The sequence below is a fragment of the Nocardia salmonicida NBRC 13393 genome (genome assembly GCF_001613085.1).
Lineage (GTDB): Bacteria > Actinomycetota > Actinomycetes > Mycobacteriales > Mycobacteriaceae > Nocardia > Nocardia salmonicida.
Genome location: NZ_BDBR01000057.1, coordinates 35,050 through 58,712 on the forward strand (window position 1 = coordinate 35,050; position 23,663 = coordinate 58,712).

General features: G+C 69.6%; 2 protein-coding genes. Both read left to right on the forward strand.

Annotated features, from left to right (window positions below):
• Positions 1–688 precede the first annotated feature (688 nt).
• Positions 689–21,631, forward strand: a complete 20,943-nt coding sequence (locus NS1_RS35440; RefSeq protein ID WP_373864385.1) for a C2 family cysteine protease — start codon at positions 689–691, stop codon at positions 21,629–21,631.
• Positions 21,628–23,663 (forward strand): WXG100-like domain-containing protein (locus NS1_RS35445; protein WP_157125578.1); only part of this gene is annotated, 2,036 nt, incomplete at its 3' end. The genes NS1_RS35440 and NS1_RS35445, both read left to right, overlap by 4 nt.

The window sequence follows — 23,663 nt, forward strand, 5'->3', positions numbered from 1 at the left end:
CGACGGAACAACTACCGGGCATGACGATCCGCCGGCCGACGGTGATGTCGTCGGACTCGATGTGCTGCTCATGGTGGGTGGCACACCGCAGTGGGTGCGGGTCGACCGCTCGACGAAGCTGCCGCTCGACTGGTTCGGCGAACAATCGAATAGTGCTGTAGCACAGCCTATTTGGCCAGCATTGCTGCTCGCGGCCCAGTCGAGCGCGCTCGCGATCGCGCAAGACGCGGCGATCGCCGAGCTCACCGCTTACGCGGCGACCCGTGGTCGCCAGGGGCGACTCGTCGCGGGCCTGTCCGAAACGACTGCCGACGAGGCCGCCGACACCTCGGTCGCGGTCGATCAACCAGTGCAGCGGTCGGCTGACAGCGACGCCTTCATGGGCAATTTCAGCTTCTCCTACGACGAGTTCGAGTCGGCCCCGGTCGGCGTCGCGGTCCGCGCGGTCGCCGACGACGTCGACCAGGTGACCGACCCGGCACCCGCGGCCGAACTGGTCGTGTCCGCCGACGGGCTGGTCATCGGTACCGGCGCCGACGCGATCCATCTCGCCTCGGGCGACAAGCTCGCCGCCCGCTGGGAACTCGCCGCGCCCGGCGAGCGAGCCGAGCACATCTGGGTGCGAAAACCGGACGGCGGTCAGTGGCGCCAGATCTCGGCGACCGAATTGGCGGGTCGAGGGCTCGTGATGCCTCGGCTCGCCGTCATCGACGCCGCGATCTTCGGGGCGCAGATCTCGGCCGCCGACGTCGTGCAAGGCGCTCTCGGCACCTGCTACCTGCACGCCGGACTCAGCGCGATGGCCTTCGCGCGCCCGGACCTGGTGCGGCAGATGTTCGATGTGAACCCCGAAACCGGTGAGATCGCTATACGTTTCGTCCGCGACGGTGTGGCGGTATGGGTGCCGGTCGACCGTCGCTTCTACGTCTACGAGACCGGTGATGGTAGCCGCATGGCCTACGCGCTCGCCGAACCGGGACAGCCGCTGTGGCCCGCGTTCGTGGAGAAGGCGTGGGCGATTCACCAGGGTGGCGCACTCGGGTACGCGGGTGTTGTCGGCGGAAATTCCGGCGCGGTCGCCACCGCGTTGCGGCCGGTCGTGACGGTCACGAGCCAGGGGCGTGCACAGCCGAGTCGCGGCGTCGACGACGGCAACTTCGCTCATCCGATGTCGCTCGGCCCGGACGCGCTCGCCGATCTCATCATCGCCGCGAACGACTCGACCGTCACCGCGGCTGCCGCGCTCGCGATAGCGCACACGGTGCTCGACCTCGAGCACGAGTGGCTCGCCTGGACCAAGAGCTGGCTGAGTTCGGTCACCTGGAGCGCCGAGAACGCGATTCGCGAGGTGATGGGGTACTCCACCGTCGACCGCGAGACCTGGTTGCGTAACAACAACGTGCGCACCGGCGTCGGCTTCCGGACGTTCCTCGCCGAGAAATTCGGGCGGGATTGGGCCACGGCCGAACCAGTACTCGCACCGGTCATCGCCCTGATGACCACCTGGGAATCGGGGACCGAACTCGACGACACTCACCAGGCGACCCGCGTGCTCACCCGCTGGGCAGGCGACCGCGTCAAAGCGCTGCTCACCCGCGGCGACGCCGTGATGGTGGCAACCAACCCGACCTCCACCGGTACCAACCACCCGATCACCGACCTGCAACCCGACCACGCGTACACCGTGATCGGACTACGGTCCGACCCGGCCGATCCGAGCTACGTGACCCACCTGCTCCTGCGCAACCCGAACGGGACGGCAACCGACCTGTCGGTCCGCCACTTCAACCAGCTCCTCTTCATCTCCTCCGCCGGACCGGCCACCCAATTCGTCCTCGGCGATGGCGAGCTCGCGCTGACGGTGCTGCCGTCGAGCATTCAGACCAGGCAGCCATGGGCGATCGATCCGCCGACATTGCTCGCCGATCAACCCACGGGTGCGCAAGCCGCCGCGACAGCGGTGGCGCACACGGTCGATATCGTCGGCGAGCTCGGCGGCCGGCAGCGCCCGCGACCCCGATATCAGCGGCCGCCGAAGCTTCCCTCCGACCTCGACGCCAACGGCTCGCTCACCGCCGCGACAACCCGCGCGCGCCAGGCCGCGCACTGGTGGGAACGGCACGGGCGCGCCTGGTGGGCCGCGTTGCGCTTCGACGAGCTCACTGACGCCGACCAGTATCGGCTGGTCACCGAATATCATCGGTTGCGCAAATCCGACGGCCTGCCGGTCCGCGTCCGCGACACGATGAACCGCGGCTTCCTGCGCCACGAATTGGCCCGTTCGCGCGCGAGCGCGGGGACCGGAAAGACCGCTACCGCGAACGCGCTGCGCTCGGCCGTGCTCACCCGATTCGACCGAGCGGTAGCGACCGCGGACGCCGAGGCCGCCGCGCTCGCCGGCCGCTCAGCCATCGCCGCGCCACGCGCGTTCCTCCTGCGCGTCGAACCGTCGGCGTTCGACGGCACCGGGTCACTGGTGCTCAGCATCGGCAACCCGATCACCGCGTCGGTCCTCACCTGGCATGTCCCAGGGGAGACCGTCGCACCGACGGCGGCGGCGAAGACCGGTGTCGAGCTCTACGCGGCGACCGCGCAGGAGCTGGCCGGCAGCAGGTCGACCGCGACCATCGTCTGGCTCGATCGCGCGGCCATTCCTAAAGCCTCGGTCGCCAACTGGATCAAATCAGCGGTCGCGGCGGCTCCTCGCGACGGCAAGGCCCGCCTCGAATCGGCCATGGCCGCACTGCGCACCGGCCGCGTACAACGGGGTGGGAGGGCCCCACACATCGAAGTGGTCGACGACATGTGGGGTACGCCATCGGCGCGCTCATCGCGCGCGCACCCCGTCGACCGGCCGATCAATCACCTACTCGCCCAGCCGCGTTCGTGGCCCAACCAGCTGACAACGCTCGGCCGCGACGAATACGTGCTCTTCGGTTCGAGTGGTCGACCAGACGTGAGCGACCTCGCTCCCGACGGTGTCGAACCGCATGCCGCCGCCCTGCGCGCGCTCATCGCGCGCCACCCTGGCTGGATCGCGCAGTTGGTGCGCGAACGCGCCGACGGCAATTTCGAGGTGGTCTTCCACCGTGCGGACGGGACTGTCGCACGCGTCGCGGTCGATCGGCAGTTTCCGGTCGTCAACGGCAACGCCGACTATCGCGCCGCGACCCCCGGCCAACCGCTATGGCCCGCGGTCCTCGCCAAGGCACTGGCGGTGTACCAGGACAACGAACCGGCGGCCGACCTGCTCGGCGAGTCGTCGGCAACCGAAACCGGCCCGCTCCCCGGCTATCGCGCCGGCGAACCGACCGCGATCCCGGCCGCCCTCACCCCGCCACACGGGTGGAATCCGGCGGGTCAGCTGTCCTCGCTCACCGGTACCACCCAGCGCGTCCTCACGCACCCGATGTACCTGAGCCCCGAACTCCTGAGAGCCCTTTACGGCGCCGATATAGCGACGGTGCTGACCACCAGGTCGCGTCGCGTCGCGCCGGTCGTCCTGTGGGACGCCGTCGCCTTCGCGCAATCCGAGCACGACGTGTGGGAACAGGCACGAGCCGCCTTCGCGCGCGCCCCTGACCCGGCGCGCGCGGTCGGCCAGATGCTCGCGTGGCTCGCCGAGTACCCGAGCACCGCCGAGCGCGCCTTCGACCGACTGTTGCGCGACATCTACGGACCCGGCACGCATATCGAGATCGCGGCACTGCGTCGACTGCGCGAACTCCTCATCCGCGCCCCGCAGGCGATCCCGCTGCTCACGCCATTGTTCGATGCCATCGCCGCCGCGAACACCGACGCGAGTCCGAGCGCCGCGCTGGCCGACGTACTGCGCCGCACGCACGTCACGACAGCGGACGGTTTCGAGAAGTTCGTCCAACGGCTCGCCGGTGCCGCCGCCCCAGACCTGCGCCCGCTACTCGCGACCATGCGCGCGTGGGAAAACGGTGTGCCGCAAGGTGAATCGGCGCTGACATGGTCGGCGGGGACGTTCATCCGGGAGATGTTCGAACGGACATCGATGCTCGTGGTGGCGATCAAGCCCGGATCGACGCACCTGCCGACAGTTGTCGGGCTTGTCGCCGACTCGGCCTATCGGGTCGAGTCCATTGTGGTTGACGGTCTTTCGCGCGCGGTCGTCGAGATCGTGGTTGTCGACGCGACGGGGGCGCTCATCACGGTTCCCGCGCACGCGCTCAACCAGCTCGCGAGCGTCACCTCCTACGGATACACGCCCGAGCCGAGCCGCACGGTGACGGTCGCCGCGCCGTCGGCGTTGGCGAGCGACCGGGTCACCCTGCCCGCCCTCGGCTCGCGCCCCGACGAGTCGGCGGGCGAGCACCTCCCGCCGGTCGGCATCCCACGGCAGGTCATCACGACACATCCCCCGTTCGTCGTCACCGGTCACCTCGTCGAGCCGCGTCCCGGCGGCGTGTTGCCGGTGCTGCGTGAGTACACCGATGACAACGGCAACGAGCTGTTCGAGATCGACGCTGCGAACGGGCGGGTGAACGTATCGCGGGAACAGCTCGGCGACTATCACTTCTACTGGAACGAGACGCTCGGTCACTTCGGCCGTGGACTCCGATTGGCAAGCGGCGACGTACTTTTCGAGACCGACTCCGTCTTCGTCGGACCATGGCAGCCCGACCCGACGCGGGTCGCGGTGCATACCCGTCGCGGCCGGGTGTGGACGACAGCCGGCGAGGCGCACTGGTTGCGGCTGTCGCGGGTCAGCGGCACCAAGATGACGCTGAGCCGCCCCGCGCTCGTCGCCGTATCCGACGAACCCGTCGAGCCGTTGCCCGACGCGACGCTCGCGGCCCCGCCCGACCGCCCGACCCGCAGCCCCGGCGGTGCGGTCGAAGTGGCGGTGATCGGGGCCAACGGTCAGCACTGGGTGACCTCGGCCGCGTTGACGGCGGCGGGCTACCGCTGGGACCAACTGACCGGCGCGTACGGGCGGATTGTCGAGCTCGGTGCCGACCTCGCGCTCTGGGAGCGCGAGCGCGTCGTCGTCGACATCGCGGCCGACCACGGCGAAAAGGTGTTGCTGCACACCGAAATCGGATCGCACTGGATCGATTCGACGATCGCCGACCAGGTCGGGCTGCGGCGGCCGGACCGGCTGGCGGGCCCGATTTTCGGTCCCGGTGGTCCCCGCTCCGCCGATGCCGCGTTCCTGCCGACCTGGCCGTTGGCGCGGCGACTGCGGGCGATGACGCCCCAGCAAGTCATGAACATCATGCGCTATGTCGTCGATGATGGTCGTCAGGTCACGGCAGTCCGAGCTGATGTCGTTGCCGCCGTTGGCAATACGGTCGACGGACTGGGCAACGTTGTCGATGGTGCCGGCGCGATCGTCGTCAGCGATCGGCAGGTCGTCGGCGTCGATGTGTTGCTCACCATCGACGGGCGCAACCGGTGGGTGCGGGTCGATCGGGCCTCGACCATGCCGGTGTCGAACGACCCGAACGCACCGACCTGGGCATCGCTGATCCTCGAGGCGTACGCGGCCGCGGTGATCGGCGCCGCTGACCCGGTGCTGCCCGGTTATCCCGAACCAGCGACTCCGCCCGCGATGGCGATTCCCGCCGCGCTCGCCGTGCCGTGGGCCGACGGGTCGGGTCGGCGATGGGTGTTCCGACCTGGGACGAAGGTCGCGGTCCGGCGGGACCCGGTGACCGATCAGCTCATGATGCGCTCGCCCGGCGCCGACGAGCAGTGGCAACCGGCCGCCGAGGAAGCCTTCACCGAAGCGGTCCCCGTCCTGCGCACGGTCGACACGCCGCTGTTCGGGCCGACCATCGACGCGGCCGATGTGCGACAGGGCCGGGCAGGCACCTGCTATCTGCTCGCCGACCTGATCAGCCTGGCGAACACCAACCCGCAGTGGATTGCCCGCATGATCACCGAACTGCCCGATAACGCCGGGTTCGCGGTGCGATTCACCGAACCGGACGGATCAACCACGACGATCGTCGTCGACCGGCAATTCTACACCTTCGTCGACGCCAACGGCGCCGAGTCGGCCTACGCCGCGACCGATCGCGCGCTGTGGCCGGCGGTCATCGAGAAGGCGTGGGCGGTCTATCGTGGCGCCGGGCGCGGCTACGCGGGCATCTATGGCGGTCAGCCGGGCGCGGCCGCCGATACTTTGCGACCGCCACAACCGGTCGGTGAGCGCACGGGCCGGGCGCAAGCGATCCGCGCCGTCGACGATCACTACTTCGCCCATCCGATGACCATGAGCCTCGACGCGCTGACCGACCTGCTCGGCGACCAGGACGCGGCGCGCGCGATCCTGGGATGGGAATCAGACTGGCGGACAATCCTTCCCACCCGGCCGGAGCTGGCGACATCGGCGGGATTCGTCGCATTCCTCGGCGAGCGGTCGGCCGAGCACGAGGTGCCCGGCACCGTGCTCGCCACGCTCGCGCGGGCGATGGATGACTGGGAATCGACTGCTCCACAGGAAGATTCGGTGCTCACCCGATGGGTTGGCGATCGGATAGCCGCCCTCTTCACGCCTTTCGACACTCGACTCGTCCCCGGCGACACCCGGTTCCTCGACACCGACGCGGTCCTCAGCTCCGGCGACATTCTCACCGTGCAGACCAAGCCGATCCCGGTCGGCCAGGAGCGCCTGCTCGGCCGGTTGCGCGGATCGCACGCGTACGCGGTCGCCGGTGTGACCGTCGAGGACATCGACGGCACGCCGGTGGTGACCTATGTGCGGCTGATCGACCCGCACGACGGTGCCGCGATCGAGGTCAGGGCGGCCTACTTCAACCGTTTCCGCGCGATCGGCTCGGCCGGCTCGCGGACCGCGTTCGTCATGGGCGCCGACGACGCGCCGATCCCGCCGACCTACCCACCGGCCGCCGGTCTCACCGCGACAACCCCGACACCCGGGACGGCGTTCCCGCGACTCACCGCGGCGCAGCGTGACGCCTACCGAGTCGTCGTCGGTGCCGACGGATTGCTGCGCCGAGCCGGCGACAAAGGACTTTTCGACACCACCTGGGGCGCCCGGCCGGGCGAGGGACGAACCACGACGGGCAACGCGCAGTGGCATCAGGACCCGGCGAACCGGCGGGCGCTGTTCGTGGTCGACGTCTTCGGCTCGATGTACGCCGTGCCCGAGTCCGCGCAATCGGGCCCGCACCGGATCACCCACGCCACGCTGCTCGACGGCGCGGCCGCCGTGGCAGCGGCCGAGATCGAGGTGCGCGCGGGCAAGGTACGCACGCTCGTCGATCGCGGTGGCGAATATGCCGCGGACCCGACGATGAACGCGCGATTCCTCGTCGACGATCTCTCCGCCTCCTTCCGCCGGACCACCGACCCCGACCACTTCGCGCACCTGCGGCCGCGTCCCGATGTCGCGTCGGAGGACGAAGCGGTGGGCCGGCCGAAGGTGACCGGCGACGACCAGCTCGCCGTCGTGCCGGCGGCGATCACCGCCCCCGTCGTGGTCGACCCGCCGGTCGCACTCGTACCAACCGGGACCGTGACTCACGCGCCGGCGCGCCGGGTCGCGTTGCTCGGCCGTCGTGTCAACGCACCGGCGACCACCCTGCTCACCGACACCGGTGTCGAACTGCGCCCGATCTCCGGTGGCCTGTTCAACCATGTGCCGGGCGAGGCGACGATCCGGCAGGCCGCCGGTCACGCCTGGCGCTGGGTGAGTGGCGCGAACGGAACCGGGTGGGTGGCCGAAACAGCGCTGTCCGCCGCCGGTTTCGAATTGCGGGCCGACATCGGCAGATTCGCGCAGCTCGTCGATGTGACCCCCGCCACCGGGGGAGTCATGCGGGTGTACGCGGCCGAAAGGTTGCGGGTCAGTTGGCTCGACGCGTCGTCGCTGTGGGTCGAACGCCCGAACGGGGTGAGCTTTGTGCTCACGCCGGCCGAAGCGGCAAGGCACGGCCTCGCTCCGGTATCGGCGCTGACCGGCATGCTCTTCGCGCCGACCGGACCGAACGTCGCCGACCTGCCGGACCTGCCCGACTCGGCGCTCCTGCGTCAGCTGCGCCGACTCATCGCCGATCCGGCGGGCCGGCGAGCCATTGTCGCGATGGTGCGTCACGTGGGCGACGAGATCGATGTGCACCTGATGGTCGACGGCAGCCCGACCTGGGTCCGGGTGCCACGCGCGACCGACCTGCCTGCGCCGTCGTGGGCGGACTCCTGGCACGGTGTCCCCGCGTGGGCCGCCGCGATTCTCGAAGCGCACGCGGCGACCAATGGTCAGCGCGAGGACGAGGCGCTCGCCTTCTCCGACGCGGAAGTCGCCATCGGCACCAACCGGCCGCTACCGAGCTACCCCGACCCTGCCCGCTATCGAACTCTTTCCGACCGAATTGCACAGTGGCAAAACGATATTCGTGATGCCGGTGTGCGCGCCGAGACCACGACGGATAGCGACGCGCCGACGATTCCCGCCCAGCCGGTCGCCCGGCCGAGGGTATGGGACGAGGAAGGCACCCCCGCCGTCAACCACCGCGCCGCCATGGAACCGACGCCGCTCGCCCTGGTCGGTGCCCGACAGTTCGACGCGGGGGAGCAGGTGCTACTCGGCGACGCGACGCACCACCACTACACCGTCCGGATCAACGCGACCGGGTCAGCGATCGAGGTTGTCGACCACAACGATGTCGCCGTCGTGATCGGCTCCGAGGGCATCGACGGCTTCCTCCGCCTGCGGGCACTCACCGTCGCCTGGGTCGCGAACCCTCGCTACGACACCGAATCGAGCGCTGACGAGGACTCCTCGCTCGACGAGACCAGCGTCGCACCCACCGCGCCCCCGCCCATCCCACGCGCAACAAGGCCGAACCCGCTCACCGGGTGGCGAGAGGCGCAGGTGCTCGACCTCGCCGGGACTTCGGTTCACTCCGAGGCGGATTCGCCCTTCGTCGCGGGCGCGATGTCCAGCCGACTGGTCAGTGCGGCAACAGGTATCACCGTCCATGCGGCGACGGCCGGGCCGACCACGCATGTGCTGCCGGGGACAAGGACCGAGCCGCAGGCGCAGTTGCCGGTCTCGATGCCGACCGCCGTGGTGAGTGCGCCACGGGGGCGCCTTGTCGTCAGCACCGAGTCGGGGGCGCTCGCCACGATCGACGTCGGCAAGTCCATCCCGGTCAGCCAGACGTGGAGCGATCTGCAGGGTACCTGGTACGAAATCGAGTCTTTTCCAGGATATTTCGCCACGATCTCCGCCTCGGTGCTCGCCGCGGCGTTCACCGAGCACAACCGAGGCGGCAAACGCTTACTGCGGGCGAAGGTGCACGGGCTCGTCGTAGCGACGGTCGAGGGCGCCGCGCATCTGGCTCCCGGCTCACGAATTCCGTTGCGGCTCAACCCAGCCGACCCCAACGTGTTCGAGATCGACCCCGGCGACGGTCGATGGCTGCGCTCGAGCAACCCGTTCCCGCTCAATATCGGGTCCGCGCGCGCGACGGGACCGCTCTTCGGCATCGATGGCCGCGTGCTGCCGACCGATGTCAAGCAGGGCGCGGTCGGCGACTGCTATCTCATGTCCGCCCTGATCAACCTCGCGACACACAGTCCGGACATGATCGCGGACATGGTCACCGAGACCGTCGGAGCCGACGGCGCGCGGACCTTCTCGGTGCGGTTCAACGACCCCGAGCAGGGGTGGGTGTGGGTCAAGGTCGACGACACCTTCTACACCGACAGCGCGGGCGCGATGAAATACGCCGCGCACACCTCGGGTCAGCCGCTGTGGCCCGCGGTGATCGAGAAGGCGTGGGCCGCGTACCACGGCCGCGACCACGGGTATCACGGCGCCGAGGTCGGCCTGCCGGGTGCGACTGCGGGGAAGTTGCGGCCGAGTACTGTCGTCGGCGATTCCGGCCGTGTCCAACCGACGCGCAGTGTCGATGAGATGGTTTTCGCCTGGCCGTTGCAGTTCGACCAGGACCTGCTCGCCGAGCTGATCGGCGACCACGATGTGGCGCACTGGCTGCTCGCGTCGGCGCAGGCGCCGTCGTCGACGAATACGACCGTGCCCTTGCTCGACCGGGTGCGCGCGGCGGCTGCGGCCGCCGTCACGGCAGTCACCGAAGTGATTGCACGCGAGGGACTTTCGCGGACCATCACGCTGACAGCAGCCGAGGTGACGGACCTTTTCGATGCCGCCGGACTCACTCGTATCGTCACCTCGGCTCAGACCGCATGGCAGGCCGATCCGCACGGCCACACCACCTTCGCGGCTTTCGTCGCCGACTACCTGGACAGCGCGCTGACAGCGCTCGAAGACCAAGTCCGCGCATGGCGTTCGGGCAGGACGATGCGCGACATAACAGTGGCCCGCTGGCTCGCCAAACGCACCCAATACCTGATCGAGCGAGGCGACACTGTCACCGCGAACACCAAATCCGCGCTGCCCCGCAACCCGATAGCGAATACGTTGTTCCCCAAGCACGCGTATTCCGTGGTGCGCGTGGTGTGGTCGGGTGGTGTCGAGCGTAGTGGGTCGCCGACGGGGCTTGTCGTTGTCGACCCCTACTCGCCCGCCACGCAACTGACCATCCCGCTCGCGAACCTCAACATGTTCTCGGCAATGAGCTCATCGGGGCCGGGCACGCACGGCGCGTTCGGCGTGACACCGCAGCTCGCGGCGCCGACGGCCGAACCGGTCGCGAACTGGGATTCCGACAGTGATTCGAGCTGGCACGCAGGCCCGATCAGCGGATTCGACAACTACGCCGTCCATTCCGAGATCGGCTCGGTCTATTCCCTCGACGAGATCACCGAACCCAGCCTGCCACTGCCACTACCGATCGGTCCGATCGCACTCGCGCCGATCGGCACGTGGACGAGCGCCACCTTGACCCCGACGGCGCGCACAGTCCACCTGTCGGCCCCGCTTTCGGTCACCACGATGCCGAGGCAGGAACCTTTCGGCCTCGCCACGATCACCGTGACCGAGCTGGTCGAGCTGCCGGCGGGCACGTCGGTGCTGCTCAGCCCTGACCCCGAGAACGCGGGCCAGCTATTGGTCGCCAGTGATACCCAGGTCTACGTGCTGCCGACCGCGCAGGCGTCGACGGGCCTGCTCCGATCGATCGGCGGCCTCATCACCGCACCCCAGGGCGCGCGAGCTGAGGATCTGGAGCCGTTCCGGCGTAGCGCGGCCCTGTGCGCGCTCGGGTTGACCGAGGCCATCGAGCAGTTGGCCGAGTTGGCCGATCAGCCGGCGCACCTTCTGAATTCGATGATCCAGTCCTTCGACGACGGCAGCATCTACGTTCTGCTCTCGGTGTCGGGCCGGGCAACCTGGGTGCGGGTCGATGGCATGACCGGACTGCCGATCGACCTGCCGCTCTCCGCCCCGATCTGGCCACTGCTCTTCCTGCACGCCCAACAGCTGGCCGACATGGACTCGGCGAGTGCAGCCGTATTCGACAATGCCGTCGCCTGGCGGTCACTGCGCGCGGCCACCGACCACGGATCCGACCTCACCCAACTGCTCGCCGAGGTGCCGCCACCAGGTCCGCGGCATACCGTCACCCTCGGAACCACGAACGCGCCGGTCCCGCCCGAGCGAACCGAGGACGTGTACGAGCTCCCCGGTATCTTCCCCGACAATGACCCGGCCGATATGACGATGTCGGACGACGCCGTAGCCGACCTGCGGGTCGTCATCGGGCCGGATGGACTGCTGTACCGGGCAACCGACGGCACCCTGCTCGACACCACAGCCGATCTCGGCGGACGCGCACGGATGGTGATGGACCCACGCGCCAACATCTACGTCTCGGGAATCTCGGCGGCTACGGTCACGGTGACCCCCGCGACGATCCTGCGCGGTGAGGCCGCGGCGGCGGTGGCCGAAATCGAGGTCGTCGCGGGAGCGTTGCGCCTGATGGCCGACGATTCGACCGAATACGGCAGGCCGGTCCCGAGGATCAACGACAGCTCGCTGCACTACCTCGTTACCGAACTCGGTCTTGTGGTCAGCGACGATTTCGTGCAGATCGGGGGACGCTCGACCGTCGTCGCTCATGACACCAACGGCCAGGTGACGACCGTGCCTGCGGGCATGCTCACCATCCCGGCAGCGGGTCTGACCTTCGTCTCGGCAGGCCGGTCGGTGTCGTTCGCGGGTGGGGCGATCGTCGCGGTCCGGCTCGATCAGGCCCGACCGGGCGAGGTGGCGCTCGCCGAGCCGACCGGCGCGTGGCATTGGGTCGGTGCCGACCTGCTCGTGGCCAACCGTCTGCCGGTGCTCGGGCTGGTCGAGGTCGACAACCCGCTGTTCGGGGCAACTGGGCGTCCATTACCGGGCGATGTCGTCCAGGGCGCGGCCGGAACCTGCGGGGTCCTCGCCGTGCTGATCGGCGTCGCGCAGACACATCCGGAAATGATCGAGCGCATGATCCGCGTCGAAGGTGACGGCTACGCGGTCCGATTCTTCGACAACGGGCAGGAGAAACCGACGAGCCACCGCGAGGTCTGGGTCCCGGTCGATCGGAATTTCTACACCTTCAACGGCACGTCGGCCTATGCCGCGCACCGGCAGGGGCATCCGCTGTGGCCCGCGCTGATCGAGAAGGCCTGGGCGCTCTATCAAGGAAAGGAACGCGGATACGCCGGGGTCTACGGCAACGACGAACAGCGGGTAGCCGGCGCGATCTGGCCACGGACCGTGATCGGACGCTGGACGGGCCGCGCGCAGGGAGTGCAAGCGGTCGGTGATCCGTCCTTCGCCCATCCCATGACCCTCGGCGTCGACGCGCTCACCGAGCTCCTCGGCAACGCCGCTCTCGCACGCCGGATCGCCGGGTTCGAGAACCGGTGGTCGGGATGGACCGATTCGTGGCGCGACGCGAGTAGCTGGAAACGCGCGACGGACGAACTCGCGCGGTTGCGCGCCGATCAGTCGGTCACCGACCCCACCCTCGCGCTCACCGCGTGGTTGAAGACACAGAACGCGTCGACGTGGACCGGGTTGTCCGCGATGCTCGTTTCCGCCCTCGGCGTCGAGGCAGTGCGCACCATGGGCGCTGGTTTGACCAAGGCCGAACGCGCCGCGTTGGTCGAGCAGCTCGGCGCTGCCGAATTCGCCGCCATCACACCGGCACTCGAACCGCTGCGGATTGCGATGGAGCAGTGGGCCTCGACCGACCCGTTGACCGACACGGTGATCGCGCGCTGGGTCGGCGAGCGGATCGCCCGCCTGCTCAGCCACGGCGACACTGTCACCCTCAGCACCCGCGCGACCGCGCCGGGGCTCGACTACCTGCCGCACACGATGCTGCGCGGCCACCACGCGCACACCGTCGTCGGCGTCGAACGCGACGCTGTCACCGGCGAGGTGGTCGGGGTGTTGCTCGCTGATCCACACGGTTCGCGCGGGGTGCACCCGGGCGCGATCGTCGTGCCACTGCGTCATCTCAATCAATTCGCGCGACTCGCCTCGGCGGGAACGGGCACGCGCGCCGCCTACGGCAAGGACGCGCCACGCGTTCAAGAGATCATGACCTACGCGCCGGCCAAGGGCGTCGGGCCGGACAAACGCGGTGCCGACGATGAGCCGACACCGGAGCCGTCGGCGAAACGTCAGCGCGGCATCGAACTTCCGTCCTGGCACGAGAGCGCGCGCTTCGACCTCGGTCTGGCCGCGCGGCTCGCCACGCCGGCCGAGGTGCTGGCCGGGCATTTCCCGGCCGGTACCCAGATCGCGTTCGGCACCGGAAACAGCTATCTGGTCGCCACCTCGCACCCCGAAGGGATTGTGCTGCGGTCGCGGCTCGACCCGACGCCGGTCACACTGCCGCTCGACGAGTTCGTCGCGTTGCTCGACATCGACGGCCAGGCATTCGTCGTTGTCGGTGACACCGAACCGGTGGGTTGGGGTCAGACCGGCACCGATATCGGGCCCGATGTCTGGGGCCCAGACGGCATTCCCGGCGGCCGTGGCGATGTCGGCGCCCTCGTCTCGCTCGGCGCCATGACGGTGAATCAGCGCGTGTTCCTGCGCACTCAGCAGTTGCGCGCGATCGAGGTCGACGCCGACGGTGACTGCTTCTATCGCGCTGTCGTGCGTGCCATGCCGGCGCACCTGCGTCCGGCCGGTGATGAAGCCACCGCCATCACCGCGTTGCGGCAGCGGCTCGCCGAGGTGGCCCGCACCTCGCTGCGAGCCCTGCCCCAGGGGGAGAACTACACCGACGCCGACGTCGAGCGCATCGCCGTCGATCTCGCCACCACCGGACGGTGGGCCGTGGACGCGGGCGACCTCGCGCCGATCCTGGTGGCCATCGCCTACGACCTGCGGGTATTCGTAGTCACCGAGCAGGGCGTGCCACGGCAAGCCCATCAGCAGGACAGCGTCGGGGTGGCCGGGCTGTGGTTGTTGCGCACCGGCGAGAACCATTACCGCAATCTGGTCCGTGAGAGCCAGTCCTTCATCATCCCGAATGTCATCGAGTTGACCGATGATTCGAGCGACGACGATGTCGAGATGGCGAGCCGCTCCATTCAGCGCAGCGATGCGCCGTCCTCCGTGACCGATGCCCCCGCCGACACGGCGTCGGCCGCGATCGATGAGGCCGCATCGGCGATCGATGACACCGCGTCGACCGCGACCGACGGCACCGCCTCATCGGTTGGCGAGGACATCGGACCCGTCCGGGTCCGAGCGACGTCGACCACGTTCCCCCACCTCGCCGACCGCGCCGACGCCCGCGTGGTCGTCGGCGCGGACGGGCTCTTGCGCTACACGACGACCGGTGCTCTCGTCGACACGACGGCAGCGCCTTCGGGGTGGTTGCCGATCGTCACCGACCGGCTCTCGGTGACCTTCGTGCCAACCCTCGAACAAGCCGGGCATGCCTCACACGCCGCCTTGCTCGACGGCGGCGCGGCGAACGCGGCCGCCGAGATCATGGTCGACCAGGGCGTTCTGGTCGCGCTCTCGGATCGTGGCGGCGAATACCCGATCACGGCCGAGCACAATGACGCGCTGCTCGCCGAATTGCGCAGGGCGGGACTGCGACTGGCCGACGATTTCGAACAACTCACCCCCGATCCGGCAGACCCGTCCTTCGACGTCGACCGCACGCGACCGCCGACTGACCCCGACCCCGTGCGTGCCACCGGCCCACGCTCACGAGTCGCGTTCTCGCGCTTCGCGCTCGCCACCATCGACGGCGTCGCCCTGCGCCCACACCAGGACGGCTCGCTCACCCACGAGCCGGGCCCGACCTCACGACGCCTCGTCGACGGCGCCGAGCAGGTGTTCGTGCGTGGCGCGCGCGGTTCGGGCTGGGTGTGGCTCAACTCCTTGCGCGCCAACGGATATCACACAGATCCCGAGGACACGGTCCTGCACCGCACGGTCGAGCTGCCGGTGAACAGCCCCGAGACCGGGCCGACCGTGCTCACCCTGCGCGGATCCGACCTTGTCACGATCGAGGCGACCCCGCACTACGAAGCTGATGAGCCCTACCTCCGGCTGACCCACGCCGGGCGCGAATGGCTCGTCCGGCTCGATCTGTGCGAGATGTTCGGGCTGCGCGCACCCAACTATCTGCGTGGCCGACCATGGAATGCCGACGGCCCGGTCGCCACCGACCTGGACGACCTGCCCTACTCGCCCGACCTGGCCGCCCTGCGTGCCCTGGTCGAGCAGGACCCGGTGGCGATCCGGCGCATGGTTCGACCCGACTACGACACCATGACCTACGACGTCCACCTGCTCGTCGACGGCGTCGCGCGCTGGCTTCGCGTCGAACGCCTGACCAGCCTGCCCTGGGCCGACGAAGACGCCGTGATCTGGCCCGCGATCGTCCTCGAAGCCATGGCCGCGGCTGCCGCGCTCACGCGAGAAGCCGGAAATGGCAATAGTTTCGGGCTCGTCGCGCCGGTGCAGGCGCCGCCGCTGCCAGTGGTTCCCGCGGCGGCGATGCCCATCCGCTCACGGGCCGGGGTCGCGGGCGAGCGCTTCCCGCTGATGTTGGCACCCCCGCTACCGGCACCGATCGCCAACCCCGTTGTCTACCCACCGGGCCGTGGTCCGCTGCCCGACATCCGCGTTCCCTCGATGCCGATCGTGTGGGGGGGCAACGCCTATGTCGCGTTGTCGAACGCGCAGGTGGTCACCGACCGCGGCCAGGTGCTGCGACCGATGGACGATGAGACCTTCGGTCACAACGAAGGCCAAGACGCCTCGCACACCGGGCCCGACGGAACGTGGCTCTATGTCACCGGGGCGAACGGGTCAGGCTGGGTCCGCGAGGACGACCTCTACGACGCGGGCTTCACCAGTTACTCGCCCGAGAATCAGGAATTCCAGCGCCGCTGGCTGCCGGCAGGCGCGCCCGACGGCTTCGACGACGGGGACGCGATCTACCTCGACCCAACCGCGCGCCACCCAACCCAGCCCGACCAACTCCTCGTGCACCGACCCGAGAACCACGAGCTGGCCCGCCAGGCGGCGTTCTGGGTCGACGCGCACGACGCGGCCCGCGCGGGCCTCTACCGGCCGCGCCCGCTGACCGGCCCGCTGTGGCACGCGAATGGCCCATCGGTCGAGGACCTCATCGAATTCCCCGTAACGCCAGCGGTTGCCGCGCTGCGCGAGCTGGTCGGCACCGATCCCGCCGCGATCCGCGCGATGATCCGGGTGACCGACGCGACCGACACGTCGCCGGCTCGGATCGACGTGCTGCTCGCGGTACAGGGTGGGCCGCGCTGGGTGCGGGTCGAGCCGTACTACGACGGCGAACTCGAATGGCCGAGCACCCAGGCCAGCTGGCCCCTGCTCATCCTGTTGGCCAACCGCGCCGCCACCGACTACATGGTCGACCAGGCGGACGCGAGCCGCGCCGAGGACGGCGGCACCGAAGTGTTCTGGAACGGCCGCACCGAGATCATCGACGGCGTCGACCACTACGACGTCCGCGACCCGGCCGACCCCCGCACTCGACGTCTGGTCGATGATGTGTGGCTCGCCGAGTTCAACGCGCGTTTGGTCGAGGAGACCGCACTGCCCGACTACGCCGCCACCAGTGACGATCAACGCCAGCTCGCCGGTGCGCCCGTCTACGTACCGGGCGTGATCCCCGCCGGACCGCTGCGGCTGACAGCGAGCGACGTGGACCCGGCCGACCCGGTAATCGACCTGTCGACGGTTCTGGTCGATGGGGCGTGGCGGCTCGGCCATCCGCTGTGGGGGTCGAGCGGGCCGCTCCCGCTGGCGCGCACCGGTCAGGAGGGCGCGGCGTTCGCCGAGCACCGCGACGCTGCCGCGCAACTCAGCGCGCTCGCGGCCGAGAGGCCGGAGATCATCAGGGCCTCGCTGCGGGAAAACCCGGACAACCGGGCGACCGACACCGTCGAGGTCCGCCTGGTAGTCGACGGGCGGCCTCGCTGGGTTCGGGTCAATCGAGTGAGCGGGCAGTGGCCGATCGCCCTGTCGACGTCCTCGACCCCGACTCCCGTGTGGGCGCATTTCGTCATCGCCGCGCAGGCGGCGGTGTCGCGCATGGAATTACCTGTGGCACAACCGATTACGAATATCGTCTCCCTGGCCGGGTATTCCGGTTCCGCTGTGCTGAGTCACGCGTGGCTCGCCGAACACCACGACCTCGTCCAGCCGCAGGCCGATGTCGCGCCTCCGAGCTATCGCCCCGACCACGTCGGCTCGTCGTCGCCGCACCGCGCGCCGACTCAGGTCGGCCTCGGCGTCGCGCGCGGTGAGCTGTACAACGGATCGACGCCGCGACCGACCGATGTCCGCCAAGGCGGGGTCGCCGACTGCTACCTCCTGGCCAACCTCATCGGCCTCGCCGAGGACAACCCGACCCTGATCACCGACATGATCACCGAGGACCGCACCGACGGCGAGCGCACCTTCACCGTTCGCTTTCACGATCCACGCACGGGCGGCCCGACCTGGGTCACCGTCGACGACACCTTCCCTGTCGACGCAGACGGTCAGATGATCTACGCCGCGCACGACGAGCACACGCCGCTGTGGGCGGCTGTGATCGAGAAGGCGTGGGCCCAGTTGCGCGGCGACGGGCTCGGTTACGCGGGCATCGCCATGGGCGCGCTCGGCGATGCCGCCGAGTGGTTGCGGCCACCGTTCGCCGAAGGCGCGGGCGGACGACGTCAGCCGACCAGGGCGATCGACGCGCCCCTCGCGGCCACGGCCCTGCACCTCGACCTCGACACCATGGCCGACCTCATCGGCAGCGTCGGCGTCGCGCGCATGGTGGCGAACTGGTCGACGGGCACACTCGCCGAGCTGACGGTGATCCGCGACGCGGCAGCGGCGGGCGCGGTGCTCGACGCGGCGATGGGCGCTGTCGTGACCGGCGTGACCGAAGCGATGCGCACGCGGGATCTGGCACCCGACGCCATCACCGGGCTCGATCGGGCCGCGCTCATCGAACTGTTCGGCGACGAGGCGGTCGCCGAGGCCATCGCCGAGCTCCTCCCGGTCTGGTCGACGCACCCGCGCGCCAACGACCTCCCGACGTTCGCCGCCTTACTGTCCGAGCGATGGGGTGCGGCGACCGCGAAGCTGGTCGCCGAGCTGGCCGCGTGGGAGTCGACCGAGGCGCTGAGCGCCGATCCGGCCAAGCGCTGGCTCGCCGACCGCATCGACTACCTGCTCGACCGTGGTGACACGGTCAACCTCGGCACCAAAGCCGTGCTCCCCGAACAGCTCGCGAACGAACTCGGGCTGCGCCCCGCACACGGTTATTCGGTCGCCGCGGTGTTGCGAACCGGTGGTCGGCGCAGCGAACCGGTCGCCATTGTCCTGCGCGACCCCCTCGGCGGATCCGAGATCACCGTCGCGATGGACCGCGCGAACCTGTTCAGTGTGCTCGGGACGGCGGGCCCGGGCACCCTCGCCGCTTTCGGGTCCACGCCCGCACTCGGCGCACCCGCCCCGATCCAGGTCGGCTCGATCGCCGCCCGCCTGAGTCGAGCGCTCCGCCGACTACGCCCGGCCCCCGTCCAGGTTTCCGCTGAAGCGGAACTGGCCCAGCATGATTCGCGACGTTTCGGCTTCCGTCGCTGGTGGCGACGGTCGACGCGCAGCACCCAACCGATAGTGGCCGCGCCGCACACCGAACCGACGAGCGGCGCTCAACCGGTTGCCGACACCGTCGCGATTCAACCCGCACCGACACCGCAGTCGGCGATCCCGATGGTGATCGACGGTTCGGTCCCGCTCACTCGACACGACCCGGACGCCACCGAGATGCTCGACACCGGTGTCGTGGCAACCACCCCGACCACCCCGGCGACCGATTGGATCACTGCCTACGACCTCGACGGCCTCGCCCGCGGCCTCGCCGGGGAATTCCCCATCGCGGCGGTCGGTATCTGGGCGCTCAACCGGCACCTCGCCGAACGCTGGGGCTGGCTCAGGCCGACCGCTGTGCCCACGCCGACACCAGGTCTCGGGATGAGCATCGCCGCGGCGATCGGCGGCCACGAACTCGTCGCCGTGATCAACAGTCCCTATCCGGTCTCGGCTGTGCGCAAGTGGGCCGCCCGACAGGACATCGCCGAGCTGAAACATGCTGTGGGCGGGCTTCTTCAGGCGGTCGAGCGCGGCGAATTCGGTCCGTCGGCAGCGAACACAGCACCGGCGTCCGCGCTGCGCGCACTCGCCGCGCACCCCATTCCACAGGCGCTGTTGAGCGACACGATGGTGACCGAATTGGCCGCGTGGCTGGGTCGACAGACGGCGGGTGAGGTCGCCACCGCCGTGAAGAGCCGAGTGCGCGGCACGCGGACGCGAGTACTCGACCCCGGTACGAACTCCGTGCCGATGGACGGCGCACTCGCGCATCCGAGCGCCCGGCAAGCTACTCGCACCGAAGCGCTCGTCAACGAGATCGGTATCGCGGTCGCCGACCTCGACCAGCTCGTCGGCACACCCGAGTGGCTCGCCCGCATCCCCGAGCCCCTCGACATCGACGGGCTCGCGCGCGCGGTGACCGGCAACTACCCGGTCGGTTCCGTCGCGGCGTGGGCTGTGCGCCGATACCTGTGGGAATGGGCGAGTTGGGCCGCCGACAAGGCACTCGGCCGCACGGCCGCCGACCCCGGCATCGGCGCGCTCGCCATCGAGCGAATCGGCGGCCCCGAGTTGTCCGCTGCTGTGAACGGACCGACCCCGGTGAGCTCGGTACGGGACTGGGCGGGCGCGCAGGACCCCGCGACGCTGCGGCGGAAGGTGTCGGGCTTCCTGGCCGACGTCGAGGCGGGAACCTTCGCCTTCCCGGTGTCCGACCATTCACTCACCGAACGGGCGCTGCGTTACGTCTCGGCGCACGACCTGTCGAAAGCGCTACTGAGCGACACGGTCTTCCTGGGATCGGCCGCGTGGGTGGCTCGCCGGCTCGCCACGGAATTCGGCGCCGGGCCGACCGTGTTCGGGCGTCGTCCACGACATGCCCGGGTGCGGCACGACGGCGCGGTCGACCGAACGGTGGTCCCAGCCGCCGTTGTCGCGAACCCGCCGGTCATCGAAACTCCAACGACCCCGATCCTCGCCGAATACGACATCGACGGCCTCGCGAAGGCGCTGTTCAGTGACTACCCGGTGAGTTCCGTCGCGTCGTGGGCCCTGTGGCAGTACGGAAAGTACTTGGCACAGTGGGCTTTTGCGGACAACGCCATGCCAGTGGACGAATTGCTTTCGTCAAGAGCGGTTGTCGTCGAACTCATCCGTCGCGTCGGCGGCGATGACCTGCTCGCCGCGCTCGCCGGTCAGCACCCGGTGACCGACGTTCGCGACTGGGCGCTGCGCCAAGACGTGACGACCCTGCGCACCCGGCTCGCCGCCGTACTGCGTGCGGTACGCACCGGTGAATTCGCTCTGCCGACCGGCGTGCCAACCGAACTCGCGGCAGCGGTCGCCGGACACCAGATCACCAAAGCCCTGGTCAGCCCGCTCCCGGTCACTCGCATCGCGGGCTTCGTCGTCGGCCAGGTCACCAAGGAACTCGGCGGCTCGATCTGGCGTCGAGTTTTCGGCCGCGCGAGCAGGCCCACCGTCGACGGCAGTAGGCCATACCCGGCGGTGGCCGTCGCGAACGCTCCGCGAACGAGATCGCGACACGCCGTGCACCGTGAGCAGTGGGGCGAACACGTCACCGTCGAGATCATCGAGCACGACGACCCGACAATGCCGCCCGCGCGCAAGATGCCGGGACAGTTCGCGCACGCGAGTCAGCGGGTGTTCACCAATCCGGTGTTCGGCGACGTCGTCGGTCCCGCCGATGTGCGACCGGGCCCGCCCGGGGAGTCCGCACTGCTCACGGCACTGCTGGACGCGGCAGCCACGCGACCCGGCCAGGTCAGGGAGCTGATCACCGTCCTCGGCGACGACACCTTCGAAGTCCGGTTCACCGCCGCCGACGGCACCGCTGAGTACATCACCGTCGACCGCGCCTTCCACACCGAACCCACGACCGGTGAGCCCCTCTACGCCGCCATCGACGACGACCAACCCCTGTGGGCCGCCATCATCGAGAAGGCATGGGCGAGCTACCTCGGTGGCTACGCCGCCGCCTACGAAACGGGTACCACCGTCGACTTCGTGGCCGCGCTCGGCCTGGCATGAGCATCCACATCCCGCCGGACCTGCGCTGGCTCGGCTGGCTCGTCGGCGTCGACCCGCCACTCGGCGACGAGGACACGCTCTTCGACATGGGCCGAGCCTGGCAACGAGCCGCGAAGGAGATTGTCGCGCAAGTAGACCCGTTGACCCAGGTGCGGCGGACCGCGAGCGGTTCCTACCGCAGCGGGGAGGGTGCGCAGACCATCGACGCGTTGTTCACCGCCTTGCTCGACAGCGACAGCTCGCTAGCCGACCTGGCCGCGAGCTTCGACGAAGTCGGTAATGCCGCTTTCGATTTCGGCACCACCGTACAAGCGGCCAAACTGATGATGATCGTCTCCTATGCGCTGCTGCTCGCCGAGATCACCTGGGCGTGGATGTTCCCGCCGACCGCGCCCGCGCTCGAGGCGGCCGCTGTCTCGGGTACGCGGTCGAGTCTGCGCGCGCTCGAGGACGCGGTGGTCGGCCGGATCGAGCAGGCGATCCTGAAGGCGGTCGGCGCGGTCGGGCAACGGGCGTGGACCAAACTCGTGGTCAAGAATCTGGCGACCTACACCGTCAAGGCGAGCGTGTCCGGCGGGCAAGCGCTGATCATCGACGGATTAGTGCAGGGCGGACAGCTCGCGGCAGGCACCCGCCGCCACTTCGACGGCAATCAGGCGGCGCTCTCGCTCGGATCGTCGATGCTCGGCGGCGTGTTCGGGCGCGCCGCCGGACATTGGGGCGGCATCGGTTTCGACGCGTCGATCGGGCGGTTGACCAATGGGCTCGGACCCGTCGCCGGGGTCGCGCGCGGTGTGGCGATCGGCGCGTTCGCCGGTGAGGTGAGCACGCTCGGCGGTGCGATGGCCTCGGCGCTGAACACCGGCGACTGGCAAGCCGCGTTCAGCGGGAGCGGATTCGCGGCCTCGCTGGTCGGCGGCGGGGTGCGCGGCGGGGTCGCCGGTGGCGCGCGCGGGCTGTTCCAGCTGAATCGGGTGCCGAAGGGATCGGCCGCCACCGGCTTCCTCCGGCATTTTCAGCTCGACGCCGAAGGTAACGTGTACGTGCCGGCGAACAGGCTGGCCGCTGTGGGTGGTGCGCCACGCGAACCCATTCCGAAACCGGCCCTGGTCGCTCGCCCGCCGGGCGCCGCCGATGCCGATCCGGTCACTCGCCAACGCGCGGCGCGCGCCTTCGATCGACAAGACGCTGCCAACCTGCGCGACCACAACCGGCAGGTACGCGAAGCCCAGCCCCGGCTGCGCGGCACCCCCGATCCCACGGACCCTGACCAGCAACGCGCCCGCGCACTCGGTCGCCCCGACACGGACCAGGCAGGCGATCGGCAGCCGCCATGGGCGCGCCGGATGGGCGACCGCGCGCACACCATGCACGAGCGCGCCGAGTCGACCCAGCAGCGCGCCGACCAGTGGCAGGCCCGCGCCGACACCGCCCAACAGCGCGCGACCGTCCAACAGACACGCGCCGCGACCGAGCACGCGAACGTAGTACAGGCTCGGACCGCGAGCGGCAACGCCGAGGCCCGAGTTCGGTCAGCGGAAGCGGAATTCACGCGCGTTCGAGAGGAATCGACGCCGAACCCGCAACGTCTCGCGGCGACCGAGCAGGCACTGACCCGAGCCCGTACCTCGCACACCGAAGCGGTGCGCGAGCTCGCGACCGCCCGCGAACGGGCGAGCACGCACCAGACCCGCGCCGACGAACATCAGACCAAAGCCGACGACCTGCAACGCAAGGCCGACGGCGCGCAAACCCGCGCCGACGAGGTCCGCATGGTCCGCGTCGACCGCGACGCGATCGACCGCAAGGCCGACAGCGAGGCCCGCAAGATCACCCAACCCGGCACCGACGAGAACACCTGGTGGAAGCGCGCGCTGATGCGCAGCGAACGCATCGGCAAGGAATACGGACAGGGCGGCGAGGGCACCGACCGCTACCAGAGCAAAGGCACCGACCTACGCGGCAAGACCCGCTCCAAAATCGACAAACATCACAACGAACCCATCCCCACCTACCACGCCCCCACCGCCCC